Raw genomic sequence first — 20,265 nt, 5'->3', positions numbered from 1 at the left:
TTAATGATAAATGGAAAGTTCGGATTATTTCTTGTTTCTTGTGGTCAGACGTTCAACATTAAAGAAGAGTTAAATGGAGGATTTTATTAATGAAGTTTGTTATGTTTCTTGTAGGATTACTCGTTGTATTCGTACTCGGTTTTCTTATAAGTGCCGATCGAAAGAAGATTAAGTATAAGCCAATCGCAATCATGCTTGTTATTCAGTTAGCGTTAACGTATTTCTTATTAAATACACAAGTTGGTTATATTTTAGTAAAAGGAATTTCGGATGGATTTGGGGCACTTCTTGGATATGCGGAAGCTGGAATCGTTTTCGTATTTGGAGGCCTTGTTAATAAAGGGGAAGTTTCATTCTTCTTAACGGCATTATTACCAATCGTATTCTTTGCGGTATTAATCGGAATTCTGCAGCATTTTAAAATTTTACCGATATTTATTCGTGCTATTGGTACTTTGTTAAGTAAAGTAAATGGTCTAGGAAAACTAGAATCATATAATGCAGTAGCGGCTGCGATTGTTGGACAAGCAGAAGTATTCATTACAGTAAAAGATCAATTAAGTAAAATCCCGAAACATCGTTTATATACACTATGTGCATCTTCGATGTCGACAGTATCGATGTCAATCGTTGGTTCTTATATGAAAATGATTGAGCCAAAATATGTAGTAACAGCACTTGTATTAAATTTATTTAGTGGTTTCATTATTATTCATATTATTAATCCGTACGATATTACGGAAGAAGAGGATACACTAAAGTTAGAAAATAAGAAAAAGCAATCATTCTTTGAAATGCTGAGCGAATATATTATGCTTGGTTTCACGATTGCGATTACGGTAGCAGCAATGTTACTTGGTTTCGTAGCATTAATTACAGCAATCAATAGCTTGTTTGATTCAGTGTTCGGTATTACATTCCAAGCTATTTTAGGATATATCTTCTCACCATTAGCGTTCGTAATGGGCATCCCGCAAGCGGAAATGGTAACAGCGGGACAAATTATGGCAACAAAATTAGTATCAAACGAATTTGTTGCGATGCTTGATCTAGGAAAAGTAGCTGGTGATTTATCAGCTCGTACAGTTGGTATTCTTTCTGTATTCCTTGTATCATTTGCGAACTTCTCATCTATCGGAATTATCGCAGGTGCAACGAAAGGTATCGATGAAAACCAATCAAATGTTGTATCATCATTTGGTTTACGCCTTGTGTACGGTGCGACGTTAGTAAGTCTTTTATCAGCGATTATCGTTGGTGTTATGTTATAAAAAAGGATAGTCCTAGCTCATAGTTAGGACTATTGTTTTATGGTGATTTTACATAAAAAACCCAATTAGTTAGGAATATATTAACATATAAAAATCTTTTAAAATTTATATTGCATTTCGGCTAGATAACGCTTACAATTTGATTTGTAGGTGGTATCAATTTCAGACTTTCAATACGGTAGGAGAGAAGAGGCTACCTTTTATAAATTGCAATTTATGTAAACGCTTACTGATTTTAGATGACAGTTGAATAGTATTTAGGGGTTTAAAATTTTTTAACATCAATGGTCAGACGTCATTCGTTATACGTTATACGACCAATAACTCGTGGGAGAATTGGAGGATTCACATATGAAACTAGTAATGTTTCTAGTCGGTTTACTTGTAGTGTTTGTACTAGGTTTCCTTATAAGTTCAGATCGTAAGAAAATTAAATATAAACCAATTGCAGTTATGCTTGTTATTCAATTGGTACTTGCGTATTTCTTACTAAATACAAAGGTCGGATTTGTATTAGTAAAAGGGATTGCAGATGGATTTGGCGCTATTTTAAAATTTGCGGAAGCTGGGGTTAATTTCGTATTTGGTGGTTTAGCGAACGATGGACAAGCACCGTTCTTCTTAACAGTATTATTACCGATTATTTTCTTAGCAGTATTAATCGGGATTTTACAACATATTAAAATTTTACCGATTATCATTCGTGCAGTCGGTTTCGTATTAAGTAAAATTAACGGTTTAGGAAAATTAGAATCATATAATGCAGTAGCAGCTGCAATTGTTGGTCAAGGTGAAGTATTCATTACAGTAAAAGACCAACTAAGCAAATTACCGAAAAATCGTTTATACACACTATGTGCATCTTCAATGTCAACAGTATCGATGTCAATCGTCGGTTCTTACATGAAAATGATTGATCCAAAGTATGTAGTAACAGCACTTGTGCTAAACTTATTTAGTGGATTCATTATCATCCATATTATTAATCCATATGACGTGAACGAAGAAGATGACATTTTAGAATTACAAGAAGACAAGAAGCAAACATTCTTTGAAATGTTAGGCGAATATATTATGCTTGGTTTCTCTATCGCTGTAACAGTAGCGGCGATGTTAATCGGTTTCGTAGCATTAATTACAGCAATTAACGGTGTATTCGATTCAATTTTCGGAATCACATTCCAAAGCATTTTAGGATATATCTTCTCACCATTAGCATTCATAATGGGTATTCCAACATCAGAGATGCTACAAGCAGGACAAATTATGGCAACGAAATTAGTAACAAACGAATTTGTTGCGATGCTTGATTTAGGAAAAGTAGCTGGCGACTTATCAGCTCGTACAGTAGGTATTTTATCAATCTTCCTTGTATCATTTGCGAACTTCTCATCTATCGGAATTATCGCAGGTGCAACGAAGAGTATCGATGGAAAACAAGCAAACGTTGTATCTTCTTTCGGATTAAAACTTGTATACGGTGCAACGTTAGTAAGTATATTATCAGCGATTATCGTTGGGGTTATGCTTTAATAAATTAAAAAAAGCAATGAGCGCGGGCTCATTGCTTTTTTTGTTATTCAGCTGGAGGCGTAAATGTACGCTTCTCTAATTCAGCATCTAGCATAAATAGTGCATTTGAATCGTTTGTAATACGCTTTAATTTTTGAATGATGCTATCGAATGAAGCTTCTTCTTCTACTTGCTCGTCAACGAACCATTTTAAGAACGTAATTGTTGCGTGTTCGCGCTCATCCCAAGCGATATCAGATAAGTTATAAATGCGTTTCGTTACTTCACGCTCGTGCTCAAGTGCCACTTCAAAAGCGTTCAATACAGATTCATATTCATTATTAGGATTATCAAACCCAGTAATAATAGCGCGCTCGCCGCGGTCATTAATATAGTTGTATAGCTTCATTGCATGGAAACGCTCTTCTTCAGCTTGGACAAGGAAAAAGTTAGCGAAGCCATCATAGCTTTCGGCTGTACAGTAAGCAGCCATTGCCATGTAAGCGTGGGCAGAGTAAAATTCAAAGTTCATTTGTTCATTTAGTGCGTCGTGCAATTTTTTGGATAACATAAAATCCCCCTTATTATTTTGACAAGAACATTATATCATAATTGATAATATTCTCATTTAGTTACTTCGAACCTTTTCGAAAGCTTTGTGACGTGTGCTTCCATAATGTCTTGTAAATCTAAATCATATTTTTGCGAAAGAATAATAAGATTCGCAAGAACATCCCCAAGTTCTTCTTTTAATTCTAACCTTAATTCCTCTTGTCCTTTCGTTTGTTCATCAGGACGATCACGACCAATTTCAATTGCACGCACAGCGCGTGAAACTTCCCCAACTTCTTCAGTTAAGAAATTTAAGCGAATAAAGGAGTTATACTGAGACCAGCTCCGTTTTTCGTAAAATTCCTCAATCCATCTTTGAAATGCAACAATATCCATTTCTTCCTCATCCCTTCAATATGTTGTACAATATTCATTGTATCATGACAATATATAGTTTCGGGGTGTAGGAATGAGAAAGATTTGTGTGTTTGCAGGTTCAAATTTAGGGGAGAGACCAGAATTTAAAGAGCAGGCAATTCAATTAGGAAAAATGTTTGTTGAGAACGATTATGAACTTGTATACGGTGGTTCATGTGTTGGATTAATGGGAGAAGTAGCAAACGAAGTTCTTCGCTTAGGTGGACGCGTAACGGGTGTTATGCCGCGTGGTTTATTCCGCGGTGAAATTGTTCATACAGGATTAACAGAATTAATTGAAGTAGAAACGATGCATGAGCGTAAGGCGAAAATGGCAGAGCTTGCGGATGCTTTCATTGCATTACCAGGCGGATATGGAACGTTTGAAGAGCTATTTGAAGTTGTGTGTTGGTCACAAATTGGTATACATAATAAACCGGTTGGTTTATTAAACATTAAAGATTTTTACGGACCAATTCTGCAAATGGTTGAACGTGCAGCAGAAGAAGGATTTATGAACCCATCAAATAAAGAGTTGATCGTTTCAGCTGAGACGGCAGACGAATTAATTCATAAGATACAAAATTACGAGCGTCCTGTTTTGGGGACTAAATGGAAACAACTATCATAGTGTATTTTTATAGAAACACATGTCTTTTTTATCGTAAAAAGGCATGTGTTTTTAATTTGGTTAAATATATTAATATTTCAATGTAACATCTGTTGAGAGAGATGAGATAGATGAAGGAATTTATATATTTACAGCCAGTTTTTAAAAGTATTTTAGCGGCATCGGTCCTTGTAATGTTAATCGTTTTAAGACAAAAAAAAGAACTGATTAATGAATTTTCGCTTTGGTTTATTTCAATTATATGTATTGGTGTTTCGGCGATAACACTCTTTATGTCTGGGTTTATCGTTGATGAGTATAATGTAGGCGGAGATCCAAAATCGTTTTATATGTTTATTGGGATTGTTTTTATTAGCGGTTTGAATTTAATTATTTATTTATTATAGACGGCAATAAAAAGAAGGCATTCCATATTACTTTGGAATGCCTTTATCACTTTGATTACTTTGTTTTTTATACAGGTACCAGCCACCCCAGCCGCCACCAATTGCTACAACAACGAGGAAAGGATAGTCTTTAACCTCGACATGTATGTTGAAAATATTAGCTATAAGTAAGAGAACCCCAACTGTTATTAACGCAAAGAATGCTCTAATTAAGTAGTCTTTCAACTGAACCACTCCCGTCATTTAAATCGTAAATGATGAACTTGGAAAAGCTTTTTGGATCTGTTTACTAAAGGGTGTTTTCTATATTTTAACATAAAAGGGATTGTAATATATTGATAAAAGTAGAGGAGGGGAGGCTAACATTGTCGCTATTTGTCGCAAAGTCGATATATCCGAAAAATCGCTGATATAATTCCATGTACCGTCATGTTTGAGCACCGCATAAAAAGAAGCGACTCTGAACGAGCCGCTTCCGCTTTAAGTTGTTATCCAGCTCCAGTGGCTAGAATGTTCGGTGGCTTCGCTTTTTCCTGCGAGGCAAAGAGCGCCTCTACGTCAAAAGCTCCATCCTCCTCACATTCTGAACGAGCCGCTTCCGCTTTTAAGTTATTATCCAGCTCCAGCGGCTAGAACAGTCGGTTGTTTCACTCCTTCATTCGAGGCAAAGAGCGCCTCGGAATCAGGAGTTCCAACACCCTCCTGTTCTGAACGAGCCGCTTCCGCTTTTAAGTTATTATTGATTCAAGAATGCACGTAGCATCCAAGCGTGTTTTTCTAGTTCTGTGTAGATGCCTAGTAGTAAGTCTGATGTCATTTCATCGTCAGAGTCTTGTGCAATTTCCATACCTTTTTTCAATTCGCTTAGCATCATTTCGTAGTCTTTCATGATTGCTTCGACCATCCCTTCTGCAGTTTCTCCGTAAGCCGCTTCTTGAATAGAAGATAGTTCTAAGTATTCTTTCATTGTTGCTACTGGTTTGCCACCAATTGCTAAAATACGTTCTGCAATTTCATCGATGTGAGTAGCTGATTCTGTGTAAAGCTCTTCAAATTTCTCATGTAGTGTGAAGAATTGAGGTCCTTTTACGTACCAATGGAAGTTGTGTAGTTTTGTAAATAAAACGCTCCAGTTTGCTACCTGTTTGTTTAATACTTCGATTACTTGTTTATTCATTATGATCAATCTCCTTTTGAATTGTTATGTTATATCAATTACTAATTTATAATTATTATAATCTAGTAATTTGTATAAATCAACCCTTTTGCTGGAATTAATTTGAACAAATTATGAACTGTTGTAAATAAAAATCCCTATTACTGTGAAGTAATAGGGATTTTGGTAATATCCAGCTCCAGCGGCTAGAACAGTCGGTTGTTTCACTCCTTCATTCGAGGCAAAAAGCGCCTCGGAATCAGGAGTTCCAACATCCTCCTGTTCTGAACGAGCCGTTTCAGCTTTAAGTGTTATCCAGCTCCAGCGGCTAGAATGTTCGGTGGCTTCGCTTTTTCCTGCGAGGCAAAGGGCGCCTCGCAGGAAAAAGCTCCATCCTTCTCACATTCTGAACGAGCTGCTTCCGCTTTTATTTGTTATACAGCCTGCTGTTTTTCTTCTACATCTTGCCCATCCCAGCACTCCGTATTTTTTAAGTCAGGGATAGAACTTGCATAGAAAACAGGATCTTTTCCTTGTTTCTTTTGCTTAATATAGTCTACTAATGCTGCGTAGGCGAACTTGCTAAGGAATGAGATGGCAATTAAGTTTGTAAATACCATTAGTCCCATAAATAAATCAGCTAAACTCCAAACTGTTTGAAGGGCAGCGATTGATCCGAAGAACACCATTCCGACAACTGCAACGCGATAAATCATTAACCATGTTTTGCTTTCTTTAATGAATGCGATATTTGTTTCACCATAATAGTAGTTTCCTAGTAAGGAACTGAAAGCAAATAGGAAAATAATAATCGCTAAGAAAGTGCTTGCCCAAGGTCCGATTTGTGAACTTAATGCTTGTTGTGTTAATTCAATTCCTTGTAAATTTGATCCTTTGTAAAGTCCAGAACATAATACGATAAATGCTGTTGACGTACATACTAAGAATGTATCTACGAAAACACCTAATGCTTGAACAAGCCCTTGTTTTACAGGATGAGATACATCCGATGTTGCAGCTGCGTTAGGAGAGCTACCCATACCTGCTTCTGTAGCGAATAAACCGCGCTGAATTCCGAACTTGATTGCTGCCCCAATACCACCAGCGATGGCTTGATCTAAACCGAATGCACCGTTAAATATTTCCATGAAAATGCTTGGTAACATATTGAAGTTGTTAATAACGACAAAAATAGCCACACCAATATAAACAATTGCCATTGGAGGGACAATCATTTCTGTAATACGTGAAATGCTTTTAATACCGCCAAAAATAATAACTGCAACTAATAAAGCTAATAGAGCTCCTACGACAGTTCGCTCTAGTCCAAAAGCATTTTCAAACGCTATTGTTACTGTATTTGCTTGTACTGAATTGAAAATTAATCCGTACGCAACTGTAATGAGAAGTGAAAACCAGACACCCATCCAGCGTTTGTTTAACCCTTTTTCCATGTAATATGCTGGTCCACCACGGAATCTGCTTCCATCTTTTACTTTATAAATTTGGGCAAGCGTACATTCCACAAAACTAGTAGCTGCTCCAAGAATAGCGATAAACCACATCCAAAATACTGCGCCTGGTCCACCCATGGAAATTGCTAATGCTACACCAGCTAAGTTCCCGATACCAATGCGAGCTGCAGCACTTAAGCAAAATGCTTGGAATGGGGAGATGCTATCTTTTTTCTTTTCTTTTTGACTGAATCCTTTACTAATTAAACTGACCATCTCACCGAAATGCGTAATTTGGACAAATTTCAATTTAAAAGAGAAATAAAGACCGAAGCCGATTAACATTGCAATAAGAATATATGACCACAAAATATTATTCGTTACCTCAAGGAATCTGCTAAAGATATCAACCATATAATACACTTCCTTTTTTTCATAATAAGAAAATTATATGCAAAAAATATACCAGAATCAAATTTTCTAAAAAAACATGTTACTTAAATATGTTTTATGTTATGATTAAGTTACATCGTAATATTTTTAGAATTATTTACATTTTAAAAAACTAAATTTAAAGCGAAAAAGAGGGGATAATTTGAAAGAAGAATCTTTATTGAAAGTAAGTCTTGAGAGTTTGAAAATGAGAAGTAATGTATTTTTTATCATTACGTCTTTAAGTATCTTTTTAGGGGCCACTTATTATTACAATAAAAGATTTCCAAATCACAGGTACCCTGAATGGTTAGAATTTCTAAAATTGATTGGATGAATAAAAGACAGAAAAACAGAAAATTCAAATAAAAATTGTTGTGGAGGAGCTAAATATGAATATTAGAGAAAGTGAACTTCCGGGTATTGGGTATAAGTTTCAAATCGTTACGAAAGGTAACGAAAAGATGGTGATTGTCATTCATGATGATGGGCGTAGAGAAATGTATCATTTTGATTCAGATCATGAAGAAAGTATCTCAAGTATTTCACTGCGTGACTCAGAGGCAAGACAAATTGCAGCAATATTAGGCGGAATGGTGTATAAACCTCGAGCATTAGAAAATGTTGAGATGGTCTTTGAAGGTTTAGCGATTGAGTGGTTCAAAGTGGAGAATACAGCTCCGGCAATTGGAAAAACAATTGGTGATCTTGAAATAAGAAAAACATACAGCGTTACTGTAATAGCTGTTATGAAAAAGAATATGAAAAAGCTATTTAATCCGGGTCCAGAAACAGTAATTGAAGAAGGAGATATGCTTGTAGTTTCAGGTGAGAGAGAAGAAATTAAAAAAATTATTAATGAATTACTTTCGAATAGGGGGACTGACTAGATGGATACTTTAATTTTTGAAGTTGGTACAGCGTTAGTATTAGTTGCAATTGCGGCAGTAATTGCTGGAAAGTTTAAATTCTCAGTAATTCCTTTTCTAATTGTGCTCGGAATGTTAGTAGGGCCGCACGCGCCGACAATAGGTGTTATCGATCTCAAATTTATTGAAAGTGCAAGTGTGATTTCCTTCCTTGGAAGGATTGGTGTTCTATTCCTTCTTTTCTATCTGGGATTAGAGTTTTCAATGAAAAAGTTAATTAAATCGGGACGCTCTATTGCGATTGGTGGAACAATCTATATTTTGATTAACTTTTCACTAGGATTATTATACGGATTTATAATGGGCTTCCCGTTACTTGAAATCTTAATTATTGCGGGTATTATTACGATTTCTTCTAGCGCTATCGTTGCTAAAGTATTAGTTGATTTAAGAAGAACTGGTAATAATGAAACCGAACTAATTTTAGGAATTATTATGTTTGAAGATATATTCCTTGCTGTATATTTATCGGTAGTTTCTGGCTTAGTCCTTGGGGATCACGCTTCATTCTTAGGTGCTCTCACTTCAATCGGAATTGCTTTAGGATATATGCTTCTATTCTTTATTGTAGCTAGAAAGGCTACGCCGTTATTAAATAAACTGTTGAATATTAGTTCAGATGAAATCTTTATTATTGTAGTATTTGCTTCGTTATTCTTTATTGCAGGTTTTTCAGAAACAATTCACGTTGCAGAAGCAATCGGGGCACTTCTTTTAGGACTAGTTTTCTCTGAGACAGAGCATAGTGATCGAATCGAACATCTTGTTGTTCCATTTAGAGACTTTTTCGGAGCTATTTTCTTCTTCAGTTTCGGATTAAGTATCGATCCGTTCTCATTAGGCGGAGCAATATGGTTAACGTTAGGTGCTGTTCTTCTTACAATCATCGGAAACTTTGTAGCAGGAATGATTGCAGGACGACAAGCTGGATTATCCCATAAAGCATCAACAAATATTGGATTAACAATCGTTTCGAGGGGAGAATTCTCCATCATTATGGCCAATATTGGTATCGCCGGTGGTTTAATGTCAGTATTGAAGCCATTTTCAGCACTATACGTGCTTATCCTATCCATATTAGGTCCACTTCTTACGAAGGAATCTAATAATATATATAAATTCTTGAATAAGATCTTTAAGTGGAATACGAAGACTAACTAAATTTTAAAAAATAAAAGTACAAGATATTCACTGCTTGTATTTTTATTTTTGGCAATGAAAACAGTAAAGAGAGGTAAATGATGTTAGGAGATTTAATTCATTCAGTTTTAGTTTTTCTAGAAGGACTCGGTTATTGGGGAATTATGCTTGGATTAATGCTGGAAGTTATCCCGAGTGAAATAGTGTTGTCGTATGCAGGGTATTTAGTATCAACAGGAAGCATTACATTTTGGGGTGCTGTTGCATTCGGTACAATTGGCGGTGTAATCGCGCAACTGTTTATTTATTGGATCGGCCGTTACGGGGGAAGACCAGTTCTGGAACGTTATGGGAAATATATTTTAATTCAAAAGAAACATATTGATTATGCGGAAGCGTGGTTTAATCGTTATGGAACAGGTGTTATCTTTACAGCGCGTTTTATTCCTGTTGTACGTCATGCTATTTCGATACCAGCAGGTATTGCGAAAATGTCGCATGTTAAATTTATTACGCTGACTACACTTGCTGTTATTCCGTGGTCAATTATATTTGTGTATTTAGGCCTAAAATTAGGTAAAGAATGGGAAAGTATCAATAAAGTGGCTGGCCCTTATGTTAAATATTTTGCACTTGCGGCTATAGGGTTTGGTATTTGTTATTTCGTGTTGAAAAAAGTACGAAAACAAAGTAACAAATAGGAATATATTATGTATAAAGCTTTGCTTTGAAAAATTGACATATAAGATCGGATTTTATAAAGATCATTATCGTGAAGGAATCTATTGATAAATAGATTCCTTTTTTACGAGAAATAGATATGACGCCACATTGGTTAGAGAGGGATATGTTTAATATTTACCATATTGTGGCATATATATAAGAAAAGGGAGTTTGGGAAGGGGATTATAGAGAAATGGAACTCCAGTTTCAAAATGTATATCAACAAGTTGAGAATTGGTATGTGTTGGATTCGGAGCTTCCTTGGGATGTCAAAAGGATTAGAAATGATTTGTTTTCTCTTATTGAAGTAAGTAAAACGCCAGTTATTTTTTGTGATACGTGTGATGCAAATAATGTGCTTTTAGCACTAGGGGAAGAAGAAGAGGAGTTTTTATTCCCAGTAGGTGGTTTTTATCATAAGGAAAAACAATTAATTTTCGTTTGTATGTGGGAAGAGTATGAGCAAGTGATTAAAACACTTTTGCATGAATTTCGCCATGCGATGCAGCATAAGAGAGAAGTATTGTATGTTGGAAGTGAATCGTACGAAGAGAGATGGATTGAGAAAGATGCGAGGAAGTTCGCGGAGAGGAAATTGGATGAATATAAAAACAGAAAATTGATGTAAAGCATAGTGGAGAAATAGTGCTGTGCTTTCTTTTCTACTTACTAAAAATAAGTATTTGACTTTTATAAAGTTTAGTTCTAAACTAATAATATCAAACGAGCGAGGTGATGGAATGAAAACAGAAGATAGACTAGGGCTACTATTATGGTTTCGTTTATCACGTTTTTATAATAGAAGTATTCGCGAGACGAATCAGCATTTGAAAAAGTGGAATGTATCTGCTGCTCAGTTTGATGTATTAGTTCAAATTGGAGGCCACGATCGTTTAACGCAGCAAGAACTTGGAAATAAGCTATTTGTTACGAAAGGAAATGTCACTCAGCTTTTAAATAAAATGGAGCAGCTGGAGTGGATTGGGCGTGAACAAGAAGGTACTACGAAATATATTTCGTTGACAGAAAAGGGAAGAGCTTTATATGAGGAAATCGTCCCACCTCAAGAAACGTTCCAAGCGGAGCAGTTTCATAATTTAAATATAGAAGAACAAAATCAATTATTAAAATTACTAAAAAAATTACAGTAAGAAAAATTTTTAAAATAAATCTTGAATTCGAGATAATATGAGGTGAAGGATATGTTTAGAAAAGTTGATCATAAAAATATGGGAAGAGCAAATCACGGCTGGTTAAATACACATTTTCATTTTTCCTTTGCTAATTACTATAATCCAGATAACATGAGCTTTGGAGCATTGCGTGTGATTAACGATGATCTAGTAGCGGCACAAACTGGTTTTGATATGCATCCGCACCGAGATATGGAGATAATTTCTTACGTTGTAGATGGGGCATTAACACACGAAGATAGTATGGGAAATCGCGGGACAATTGAGCGTGGACATGTTCAATATATGAGTGCAGGTACTGGTGTATTTCATAGTGAGCATAATTTAGGAAATGAAACATTACGTCTATTACAAATTTGGATTTTGCCAGACCGCGCTGGTCATAAGCCAAACTATGGTGAGTTTAAATTTGATTGGAGTAAACGTGAAAATGAGTGGTTCCATATGGTATCTCCATTGGAAGGCGATGCACCAATTCAAATTCATCAAGATGCGAATTTATATTCTTTATCGTTAGAAGCTGGAAAAGAAATTCATTTTCCTGTTACAGAAGGACGTCAATTGTACCTTGTACAAATTGAAGGTAGCAGCGTTGTAAACGGTGAAACACTTGTAATGCGTGATGCAGCGGAGGCTGTAGAAGAGGATATTCACATTCAAGCGAAAGAGAAATCACACTATTTAGCAATTGAAATGAAGATGCAATAAAGTGAAACTTTAATCAGTGGGGGTTTTTCAGCATATAAATAACGGAATGAAAAATTAGAAGAAAGAGGACATCGAAAAAAGATGTCCTCTTTTTATGGGTTGAATTATCAGAAAAAACTTTCTCAATTTTTGGAAACAGGTATCGGGAGGGTTATTCAGAATTTTATAAAGGTGTCAAAAACTTTTAGGGGAATGGGGAGTGTTAGATTGAAAAAGCAAGTAATTTCATCAGCATTAGCGTTAACTGTTATCGCAAGTGGGTTTGGGGCATTTGGAGCAACTACGACGAAAGCAGAAGAGCAAAAAATCCAGTATCACCAAGAGTTTAAAACACCAGCTTACATAGGTGAAGAATGGAAAGCACCAGAAGGGCTAGATAAAAAAGAGACAGTATTTCAATATTTAGAGAGCAAAAAGGATATGTTTAAATTAGCAGGAAATATTGAAAAACATTTCAATGTCGTTGGTGAAGAAAAAGACGATGAATCAGGTACGACACATGTGAAGTTAGTTGAAAAGCATAATAATGTCCCTGTGTATGGATCAGATCAAACTGTTACTCTTGATAAAGAGAATAATGTAAAAGCATTTTTCGGACAAGTTATTCCGAATTTAGAAGATAAAAATATTCCAGCGGCAGCAAGCATTAGTGCGGAACAAGCAGAAACGATCGCAAAGGCTGATATTGAGAAAGGAATTGGTAAAGTAAATAATTATGATGGTGTGAAAAAAGATTTATTTGTGTATGAAAAAGATGGAAAGTACTATCTTGCATACCTTGTTAAAGCGTCAGTTTCAAAACCAGCTCCAGGATATTGGCATTATTTTGTTGATGCGACAAATGGAAATATTATTGAGAAATATAATGCTGTAGATCAAATTACTGGATTTGGTTATGGCGTATTAGGCGGTAGACAATCATTTGAAATCGCTCAAGATGCGAAAACAGGAGCGTTCAACTTATTTGATGGTAAACGAGGACAAGGTATCCATACATTTGATGCAGAGAATATGGACGAAAACTGGTTTAATTTATTCTCACAATGGCTTGGATATACAGGAGAAGAAGTTGAAAGTAAATCTAAGTTCTTCGAAGATAAAGCGGCAGTTGATGCGCATGTGAACGCAGGAAAAGTATACGATTACTATAAAAAGACATTTAATCGTAATTCCTTCGATGATAAAGGTGCAAAACTTATTTCTACTGTTCACGTAGGTACAGCATGGAATAATGCGGCTTGGAACGGTGTGCAAATGATGTATGGTGATGGTGATGGAAAGACATTTATTCCATTATCAGCTGGCCTAGACGTTATTGGCCATGAGTTAACGCATGCTGTAACTGAACATACAGCAAATCTTGTTTACAAAAATGAGTCAGGTGCGTTAAATGAATCGTTATCTGATATTATGGGTGTCATGGTTGAGAAGAAGAGCTGGGATTTAGGTGCGGATATTTATACACCTGGAAAACCTGGTGATGCGCTTCGTTCTCTGAAAGATCCAGCATCTATTCCAAATCCATTAAAACCAGGTGAAGGTTACCCAGATCATTACAATAAACGCTATACTGGAACAGCTGATAATGGCGGCGTTCACATTAACAGTAGTATTAACAATAAAGCTGCATACTTAGTATCTGACGGCGGAGAGCATTACGGTGTGAAAGTAACTGGAGTGGGCCGTGAAGCGACAGAGAAAATTTATTACCGTGCTCTTACTAAATATTTAACTGCAAACTCTGACTTTAAAATGATGCGTCAAGCTGCACTTCAATCAGCAGAAGATTTATATGGTAAAAACTCTAAAGCTGTACAAGCTGTAACGAAAGCTTATGACGCTGTAGGAGTAAAATAATAAGAGAAAAAAGACCTGACTGGATTGTCAGGTCTTTTCTTTATTTAATCACGGATACCTAATGCGATTTTTGCCATGCGTGACATACGTTCTTTCGTCCACGGTGGATTCCATACAACGTTTACTTCTATTTCATTTACTTCAGGTACGTTCGTTGATAATACCTTTTTAACGTCTGATACGATTTGGCCAGCCATTGGGCAACCGATAGAAGTCATCGTCATTGTAATGACAACATTATTATTTTCATCGGCTGTAACGTCATAAACTAATCCAAGATTGATAATATCAACACCTAGCTCTGGATCAATAACAGCTTCTAAATTTGCATACAATTTATTTTCAAATGCTTCTTGTGACATGAGTAGCACCTCCTACACATTAATGATATCGATTCTCATTATAACGGAAATACGTGCAATGTGCAGGGAATGAGCTCAAAAAAAATTCCTCCTTGGAAGAGGAATTTTTTTGAAAAGCTATTCAGTTTTAAAGTGAGATACAAGTTGATCTAATTCTTCAACCGTTTGTTTCATTTGTTTTGCAGTTAGAGTCATTTCATTCATAACAACGACTTTCTGTTCAGCCGATTGCGCTGTTGCGGCCGTTTCACTTGATACTTCGTTAGAAATTGAAGCAATGTTATTGAGTGAAGCATTCATTTCTTCAGCACTTGCAGCCATCTCTTCAGCAGTTGCTGATATGTCTTGAATTTGAGTGGACACTTTATTCACTTGATCAACGATTGTTGTGAAAGAAGAGCCGGCCTCACGAATGACGTTAATACCTTCAAATGCTTCGGAACGACCTTGAGACATCATAGAGCTAGCAGTTTCTGTATCATTTTGAATTTGATGCAGCAATTGGTTAATATCTGTTGCAGCTGTTTTTGATTGTTCAGCAAGTTTACGAACTTCATCTGCTACGACAGCAAATCCCTTCCCTTGTTCGCCGGCACGAGCCGCTTCAATAGAAGCATTTAAAGCAAGTAGATTTGTTTGCTCAGCGATATTAGAAATAGATTGTACAGCTGTATCAATATATTTCGTATGAGTGATTAGACGTTCGACTACTTCGGATGTAGCATTTACGGCTTCGTGTATCGTTGTCATTTGTGAAATAGATTTTTGGATTACAGTACTTCCGTCGTTAGCATGTTCAGATGTGACTACAGCTAGTTCGGCTACAGACGAAGCGGATTCTGCAATACGTTGAACACTTATTGACATATCATCCATTGCAGTCGAGCTTTCTTCCATACTAGAAGTTTGCGATTGAATGCTTGCATTTAAATTAGACATCGAGTTTTGAACTTTTATTGTCGCATCAAGCGATGTATTGGTCTTTTCTAGCATATTTTCAGAAGCGTTTTGTACTTCCACAGAAGTTTTTTGAACACGATTAATGATATGTTGCAGATTTTCTAACATTTTATTAAATGATGTTGCAATTGCACCGATTTCATCATTGCTATTTACTTGTAGGCGAGCTGTTAGGTCACCCTCTTGAGAGGATAATTCTTTTAGTTTAGTATCAATTTGCTGAATTGGTTTTACAAGCTTACCAGAGAACCACCATGCAAGAATAATTGCAACGACAATACATATAACAAGTGATAAGAATATAACGTATTCAATTAGTAGTGCTGATTGATCAATTTTTTCAATGGATCGTTCACGTAACTTAGCTTGTTCGTTGCTATAGTTTGTAAAATCACCAATAACTTTATAAACAGTGCCATTTTCTGAAGAAGCGACTTGTAATGCTTCGTCCCACTTTTGTTCTTTTGCAAGAGAGAAAACTTTTTCTTCAATAAATTTTCTCCAAGTAGAGCCTAATTCCATTGTATCTTTCACGGATTGGGATACGTTAGGGTTAGAAAGAAGTTGTGCTTTCTTATCTTCAAGAAGCTTACTCATTTCATGAAACTTGTCTAATTCGACCTGATCGTGTTGCAGTAAATAACCTCTTAAAGCAGAAAGTTGAACTTGATAAGCGTCTCCACGCTCTTTTAATTCTGTTGCAAGGGGGGAAATTTCTTTTTGCAGTGCTTCAGCCTTACGAGTTTGATCAATAGCGAAGAATAGAATAAAAGCTAAGGCGATGCCAAATAAAGCGCAAACCGTTCCCATCATGAACAGCAGTTTTTTTCTAATGCTCATAAAACTCATATGATAAAAAAGCCTCCTTTTAAAATCTTAGTATTAGGATTAATTCATATTAAAAGTTAAAAGAAAGCTTCACTCCTAAAGGAACAAAGCTTTCTTCTTTCCTTTAGGCATTATAGCAGACAGAGGGGGAGAGAGAAAGATATATTTAAAAGTAAAAAAAGAGGGGCTAAAATGAGAAATCCCCCTTTTTTATTTTTATGCATTTGTTTTGAAATGAGAAACGAGACCTTCAAGTTCTTGTACTGCAGTTTTCATTTCTGATGACTTTGTAGCAATGTCTTTCATTACACTTACTTGGTCACCAGCTGAATATGCTGTCTGTGATGTTTCAGCGGCAACTTCGTTTGAAATAGAAGCGATATTATTTAAAGCTGCATTCATCTCTTCAGAACTTGCGGCCATTTCTTCAGCAGTTGCAGACATGTCTTGCATCTGTGTAGCGACTTCGTTAATGTGGTTAACAATTGCTGAGAATGAAGAGCCAGCAGTACGAATGACTGTGATTCCTTGTGAAGCTTCTGATTGACCTTGTGTCATCATTTTATTAGCTATTTTTGTGTCCTCTTGAATTTGATGAAGTAAATGGTTAATGTCGGTTGCAGCTAGTTTAGATTGTTCTGCAAGTTTACGAACTTCATCAGCGACAACAGCGAATCCTTTACCATGTTCACCAGCGCGGGCCGCTTCAATAGAAGCATTTAAAGCAAGTAGATTCGTTTGTTCTGCAACGTTAGAAATGGATTGAAGGGCTGTATCAATATGATTAGTATGTGTAATGAGTCGCTCTACCACTTGTGATGTAGCGTTAACAGCTTCATTAATTGTATTCATTTGTGTAATAGATTTTTCAATTACTTTACTACCATCAGCTGCTTTTTCTGAAGTTGTAACAGCCAAGCCAGCAACAGAAGAGGCAGATTCTGCAATACGCTGAACACTTGTTGCCATATCATCCATTGCAGTTGAGCTTTCTTCGATGCTAGACACTTGTGAACGAATATTATAATCAAGTGCATTCATAGTCTCCTGGATTTTTGCAGTAGTGTCCATAGATGTATTTGTTTCGATAAACATATTTTCTGAAGCTTCTTTTACGCTTGTTGATGTTTGTTGAACTTGCTTTATTATACGTTGTAAGTTGGCGAGCATTTGATTAAAGGAATGTGCAATATCACCGATTTCATCTTTACTAGTTACATTCAATCTCGCAGTCAAATCACCATCTTGAGAAGCTAATTCTTTTAATTTCGCATCAATTTGTCGAATAGGTTTAACAAGTTTACCAGAGAACCACCATGCTAATAAAATAGAAGTTAGTGTGCATGTAATGAGTGAGAAGAAAATAATATATTGGATAAGAGATGAAGAAGATTGGACTTCAGCAATTAATGTGTCACGTTTTTCATTCTCTTCATTTGTATATTTAGTAAATCGACTTAAAAGGTCATTTACGTAATCTGTTTGAGATAAAGCGATTTTTGATGCTTCGTCCCATTTTCCTTCACGTGCAAGAGGGAGGACCTCATTGTCAATGACACTTCGCCATTTCGCACCCATTAAAATGGCCTCTTTCATTCCTTCAGGGAGGTTTTTATCACTTGTTACTTTTTCTCTTGTATCAGCTAATTTCTTTCCTTCTCGGTTGAATTTATCAAATCCTTTTTGATCGTGCGATAGTAAATATTCTTGTAGGCCAGCAACTTGTGCTTGGAACCAATCACCACGTTCTTTTAAAATGGTTGCTCTTTTCGATACATCATTTTTTAATGTTTCGACTTCATTTGCTTGGCTCATAGCGAATGTAAGAATAATAATTAGAGCAATGCTAAATAAGGAACAAATGCTTAAAAGTGTGAAGAGTAGTTTTTTTCGAATACTAACATATTTCATCGTTATCCCTACCTTTAAAACTATTTATTATGATTTAATGATATATGGAACGAAATTAATAAAATCCTTATTACGAAGTTATTAATCTGTTCAATGAAAAGTATAGCAGACAATGGAAAGGGGCAGATGAGTAGGAGTAAATGTTCTTAAAATGTATACATTTATCATTTTCCGACAGAAAACTCCCACCTCAAGGAATGGGTAGGAAATGGTCCAATGAGTAGGTGGGAGATGAATGGCGGTTTAAAGGTTCTTCTTGTTGAAGAATCAGTATAGGTATCGTAATCAGTTCGTTCCTATAGAAAGAAAATGCTACATATCCGAAGCATTCTTACATCTATGGAATTGTTCCATTGTAAAAGTTCTTTCATTTGTATATTTTTTTGAAAGGGAAAGGGGACTTTCGGCAAAAAAAGAAGAAATGATACGTGATTAGTATTTTTTTGCTATATTCTGATATCGTTCTCATATATGTCATGAAAAAGATTGTAAATAAGTAAAAATAAGAAGTGAGGTGAAAAGCGGTGCTCACCCATAAAGCGTATCAGTTTCGGATCTATCCTAATGTAGAACAAAAAATTGGCATTGCAAAAACAATGGGCTGTTCTCGTTTTGTATTCAATTACTTTTTGGAAAAGTGGAATGAGGTATATAAAGAAACAGGAAAAGGATTAACGTATGGCGCCTGTTCTTCGCAATTACCTACTCTCAAAAAAGAATTTGTATGGCTAAAAGAAGTGGACAGCATCGCCCTTCAATCTTCTCTTCATCACCTCGCTGATTCGTATACACGATTCTTCAAAAAACAAAATAAAGCACCCAAATTTAAGTCGAAAAACAATAAAGTCCAATCGTATACAACGAAGTGCACGAATGGGAACATCGCGATTGTAGGTAATAAAATAAAGTTACCGAAACTTGGCCTTGTCAAATTTGCGAAAAGTCGTAAGGTAGAGGGACGGATTTTGAACGCTACTGTCGGAAGGAACCCAAGCGGGAAATATTTTGTCTCGATTCTTGCTGAAGTGGAAGTACAAGGATTACCAAAGACAAGTTCCGCTGTTGGCATAGATGTTGGTGTGAAAAACTTTGCCATTCTTTCAACAGGCGAGGTATTTGGCAATCCAAAATGGTTTCGGATATTAGAGCAGAAGCTCGCTCATGCTCAGCGTATTCTATCTAGACGTACAAAAGGCGGAGCGAACTGGCATAAACAGCGAATTAAAGTCGCTCGTATTCATGAACGAATCAAAAATGCAAGAACGGATTACTTGCAAAAACTCTCTACAAGGATCATCAAAAACCACGATGTGATTGGGATAGAAGATTTGCAAGTAACCAATATGTTGAAAAACGGTAAGTTAGCGAAAGCGATTCAAGAAGTATCATGGTCACAATTCAGAGCGATGCTTTTGTACAAAGCACAATGGTATGAAAAGCAAGTAGTTGTAGTATCGAAAACATTCGCCAGCTCTCAACTTTGTTCACATTGTGGCAATAAAAATAAAGACGTAAAAGATTTGAACCTGCGTGAATGGAAGTGCCCTTCTTGTGGTATGCATCATGATAGGGATGTAAATGCAGGACAAAATCTGAGAAAAGAGGCCGTAAGGCTTCTAACCATAGGGACTACGGGGATCGCCTACTCATATAACTGAGGGATACCTTGGTGTTCGTAGGAATCCCCCACTTCAAACAGTTCGTTAGAGTGTTAAGTGGGGGTAGTTCAAATATCAAAAATTCTTAAATAAAAATAAGAAATACTATTGTAATTCGAAATAACATCATGTATACTTCTAATTAGTTGATAACGATTATCAATATCAACCGAAGCGTTACTCTT

At 36.0% G+C, this 20,265-nt stretch carries 20 protein-coding genes; 12 read left to right on the top strand and 8 right to left on the bottom strand.

All coding sequences use genetic code 11. The annotated features are described in order from the left end of the window. The first annotated feature begins 89 nt into the window (after positions 1 to 89). Together ACTFQM_RS20130 and ACTFQM_RS20125 are read left to right on the top strand one after the other, a co-directional pair. A complete protein-coding gene (locus ACTFQM_RS20130) occupies positions 90 to 1,271 on the top strand; it encodes a NupC/NupG family nucleoside CNT transporter (RefSeq protein WP_440036000.1) in 1,182 nt (393 codons plus the stop codon). Between the two features lie 351 nt (positions 1,272 to 1,622). Continuing rightward, positions 1,623 to 2,804, top strand: coding sequence for a NupC/NupG family nucleoside CNT transporter (locus ACTFQM_RS20125; RefSeq protein ID WP_002174130.1), 1,182 nt, complete (start codon positions 1,623 to 1,625; stop codon positions 2,802 to 2,804). Between the two features lie 43 nt (positions 2,805 to 2,847). Here ACTFQM_RS20125 and ACTFQM_RS20120 read toward each other — a convergent pair whose 3' ends face one another. Beyond that, entirely contained in the window at positions 2,848 to 3,354 is a 507-nt protein-coding gene (locus ACTFQM_RS20120) for a ferritin (protein ID WP_002174129.1), read from the bottom strand. 53 nt (positions 3,355 to 3,407) lie between these two features. Beyond that, positions 3,408 to 3,731 carry a MazG nucleotide pyrophosphohydrolase domain-containing protein gene (locus ACTFQM_RS20115; protein ID WP_440035998.1) on the bottom strand — a complete coding sequence of 108 codons (324 nt, stop codon included), beginning with the start codon at positions 3,729 to 3,731 and terminating at the stop codon, positions 3,408 to 3,410. A gap of 88 nt (positions 3,732 to 3,819) precedes the next feature. On the opposite strand from ACTFQM_RS20115, the gene ACTFQM_RS20110 reads away from it, so the two are divergent. Together ACTFQM_RS20110 and ACTFQM_RS20105 are read left to right on the top strand one after the other, a co-directional pair. After that, positions 3,820 to 4,383 (top strand): TIGR00730 family Rossman fold protein, encoded by a 564-nt coding sequence (locus ACTFQM_RS20110; protein WP_002174127.1) that lies wholly within the window; start codon positions 3,820 to 3,822, stop codon positions 4,381 to 4,383. A gap of 110 nt (positions 4,384 to 4,493) precedes the next feature. Then, a complete protein-coding gene (locus ACTFQM_RS20105; protein WP_440035997.1) occupies positions 4,494 to 4,769 on the top strand; it encodes a hypothetical protein in 276 nt (91 codons plus the stop codon). Positions 4,770 to 4,796: 27 nt separating this feature from the next. Here the strand turns inward: ACTFQM_RS20105 and ACTFQM_RS20100 are convergent, their stop codons facing one another. The 3 genes from ACTFQM_RS20100 to ACTFQM_RS20090 all read right to left on the bottom strand — a co-directional run bounded on the left by ACTFQM_RS20100 (position 4,797) and on the right by ACTFQM_RS20090 (position 7,793). Then, the gene (locus ACTFQM_RS20100) at positions 4,797 to 4,994 is read right to left on the bottom strand and encodes a hypothetical protein (protein ID WP_002174125.1); all 198 of its coding nucleotides are present in this window, start codon (positions 4,992 to 4,994) and stop codon (positions 4,797 to 4,799) included. Between the two features lie 511 nt (positions 4,995 to 5,505). Next, a complete protein-coding gene (locus ACTFQM_RS20095) occupies positions 5,506 to 5,946 on the bottom strand; it encodes a Dps family protein (protein ID WP_440035995.1) in 441 nt (146 codons plus the stop codon). Between the two features lie 413 nt (positions 5,947 to 6,359). Further along, a complete protein-coding gene (locus tag ACTFQM_RS20090; RefSeq protein WP_440035994.1) occupies positions 6,360 to 7,793 on the bottom strand; it encodes an alanine/glycine:cation symporter family protein in 1,434 nt (477 codons plus the stop codon). Positions 7,794 to 8,203: 410 nt separating this feature from the next. On the opposite strand from ACTFQM_RS20090, the gene ACTFQM_RS20085 reads away from it, so the two are divergent. The 7 genes from ACTFQM_RS20085 (at position 8,204) to nprB (ending at position 14,361) form a co-directional block, all read left to right on the top strand. Next, a complete protein-coding gene (locus ACTFQM_RS20085) occupies positions 8,204 to 8,701 on the top strand; it encodes a cation:proton antiporter regulatory subunit (protein WP_002174121.1) in 498 nt (165 codons plus the stop codon). Then, entirely contained in the window at positions 8,702 to 9,901 is a 1,200-nt protein-coding gene (locus ACTFQM_RS20080) for a cation:proton antiporter (RefSeq protein WP_440035992.1), read from the top strand. It begins immediately after the preceding gene. Between the two features lie 80 nt (positions 9,902 to 9,981). Further along, positions 9,982 to 10,581: a DedA family protein gene (locus ACTFQM_RS20075; RefSeq protein WP_440036181.1), complete on the top strand. Its 600-nt coding sequence runs from the start codon at positions 9,982 to 9,984 to the stop codon at positions 10,579 to 10,581. 215 nt (positions 10,582 to 10,796) lie between these two features. After that, positions 10,797 to 11,231, top strand: coding sequence for a DUF3920 family protein (locus tag ACTFQM_RS20070; RefSeq protein WP_400487806.1), 435 nt, complete (start codon positions 10,797 to 10,799; stop codon positions 11,229 to 11,231). A gap of 112 nt (positions 11,232 to 11,343) precedes the next feature. Beyond that, a complete protein-coding gene (locus tag ACTFQM_RS20065; protein ID WP_002174117.1) occupies positions 11,344 to 11,754 on the top strand; it encodes a MarR family winged helix-turn-helix transcriptional regulator in 411 nt (136 codons plus the stop codon). A gap of 51 nt (positions 11,755 to 11,805) precedes the next feature. Further along, positions 11,806 to 12,504, top strand: a complete 699-nt coding sequence (locus tag ACTFQM_RS20060) for a pirin family protein (RefSeq protein ID WP_098307713.1) — start codon at positions 11,806 to 11,808, stop codon at positions 12,502 to 12,504. Between the two features lie 207 nt (positions 12,505 to 12,711). Beyond that, positions 12,712 to 14,361, top strand: a complete 1,650-nt coding sequence (gene nprB, locus ACTFQM_RS20055; RefSeq protein ID WP_440035990.1) for a neutral protease NprB — start codon at positions 12,712 to 12,714, stop codon at positions 14,359 to 14,361. A gap of 44 nt (positions 14,362 to 14,405) precedes the next feature. On the opposite strand, the gene ACTFQM_RS20050 is transcribed toward nprB, so the two are convergent. The 3 genes from ACTFQM_RS20050 to ACTFQM_RS20040 form a co-directional block, all read right to left on the bottom strand. Then, on the bottom strand, positions 14,406 to 14,723 hold the full coding sequence (locus ACTFQM_RS20050) for a metal-sulfur cluster assembly factor (RefSeq protein ID WP_002174114.1): 318 nt from the start codon (positions 14,721 to 14,723) through the stop codon (positions 14,406 to 14,408). A 117-nt stretch (positions 14,724 to 14,840) separates the two neighbouring features. Further along, positions 14,841 to 16,532, bottom strand: a complete 1,692-nt coding sequence (locus ACTFQM_RS20045) for a methyl-accepting chemotaxis protein (RefSeq protein ID WP_440035988.1) — start codon at positions 16,530 to 16,532, stop codon at positions 14,841 to 14,843. A 195-nt stretch (positions 16,533 to 16,727) separates the two neighbouring features. Then, positions 16,728 to 18,422 carry a methyl-accepting chemotaxis protein gene (locus ACTFQM_RS20040; protein ID WP_440035986.1) on the bottom strand — a complete coding sequence of 565 codons (1,695 nt, stop codon included), beginning with the start codon at positions 18,420 to 18,422 and terminating at the stop codon, positions 16,728 to 16,730. A 524-nt stretch (positions 18,423 to 18,946) separates the two neighbouring features. Between ACTFQM_RS20040 and tnpB the strand changes: the two genes are divergently transcribed. Further along, a complete protein-coding gene (gene tnpB, locus ACTFQM_RS20035) occupies positions 18,947 to 20,080 on the top strand; it encodes an IS200/IS605 family element RNA-guided endonuclease TnpB (RefSeq protein ID WP_440035985.1) in 1,134 nt (377 codons plus the stop codon). Positions 20,081 to 20,265: the final 185 nt, after the last annotated feature.

It is taken from the genome of Bacillus cereus group sp. MYBK30-2 (assembly GCF_051915945.1).
In the GTDB taxonomy this organism is placed as follows: Bacteria; Bacillota; Bacilli; order Bacillales; family Bacillaceae_G; genus Bacillus_A; species Bacillus_A paramycoides.
The sequence above is the reverse complement of the archived record's forward strand: the minus strand, read 5'-3'. Positions and strand labels throughout refer to the sequence as shown.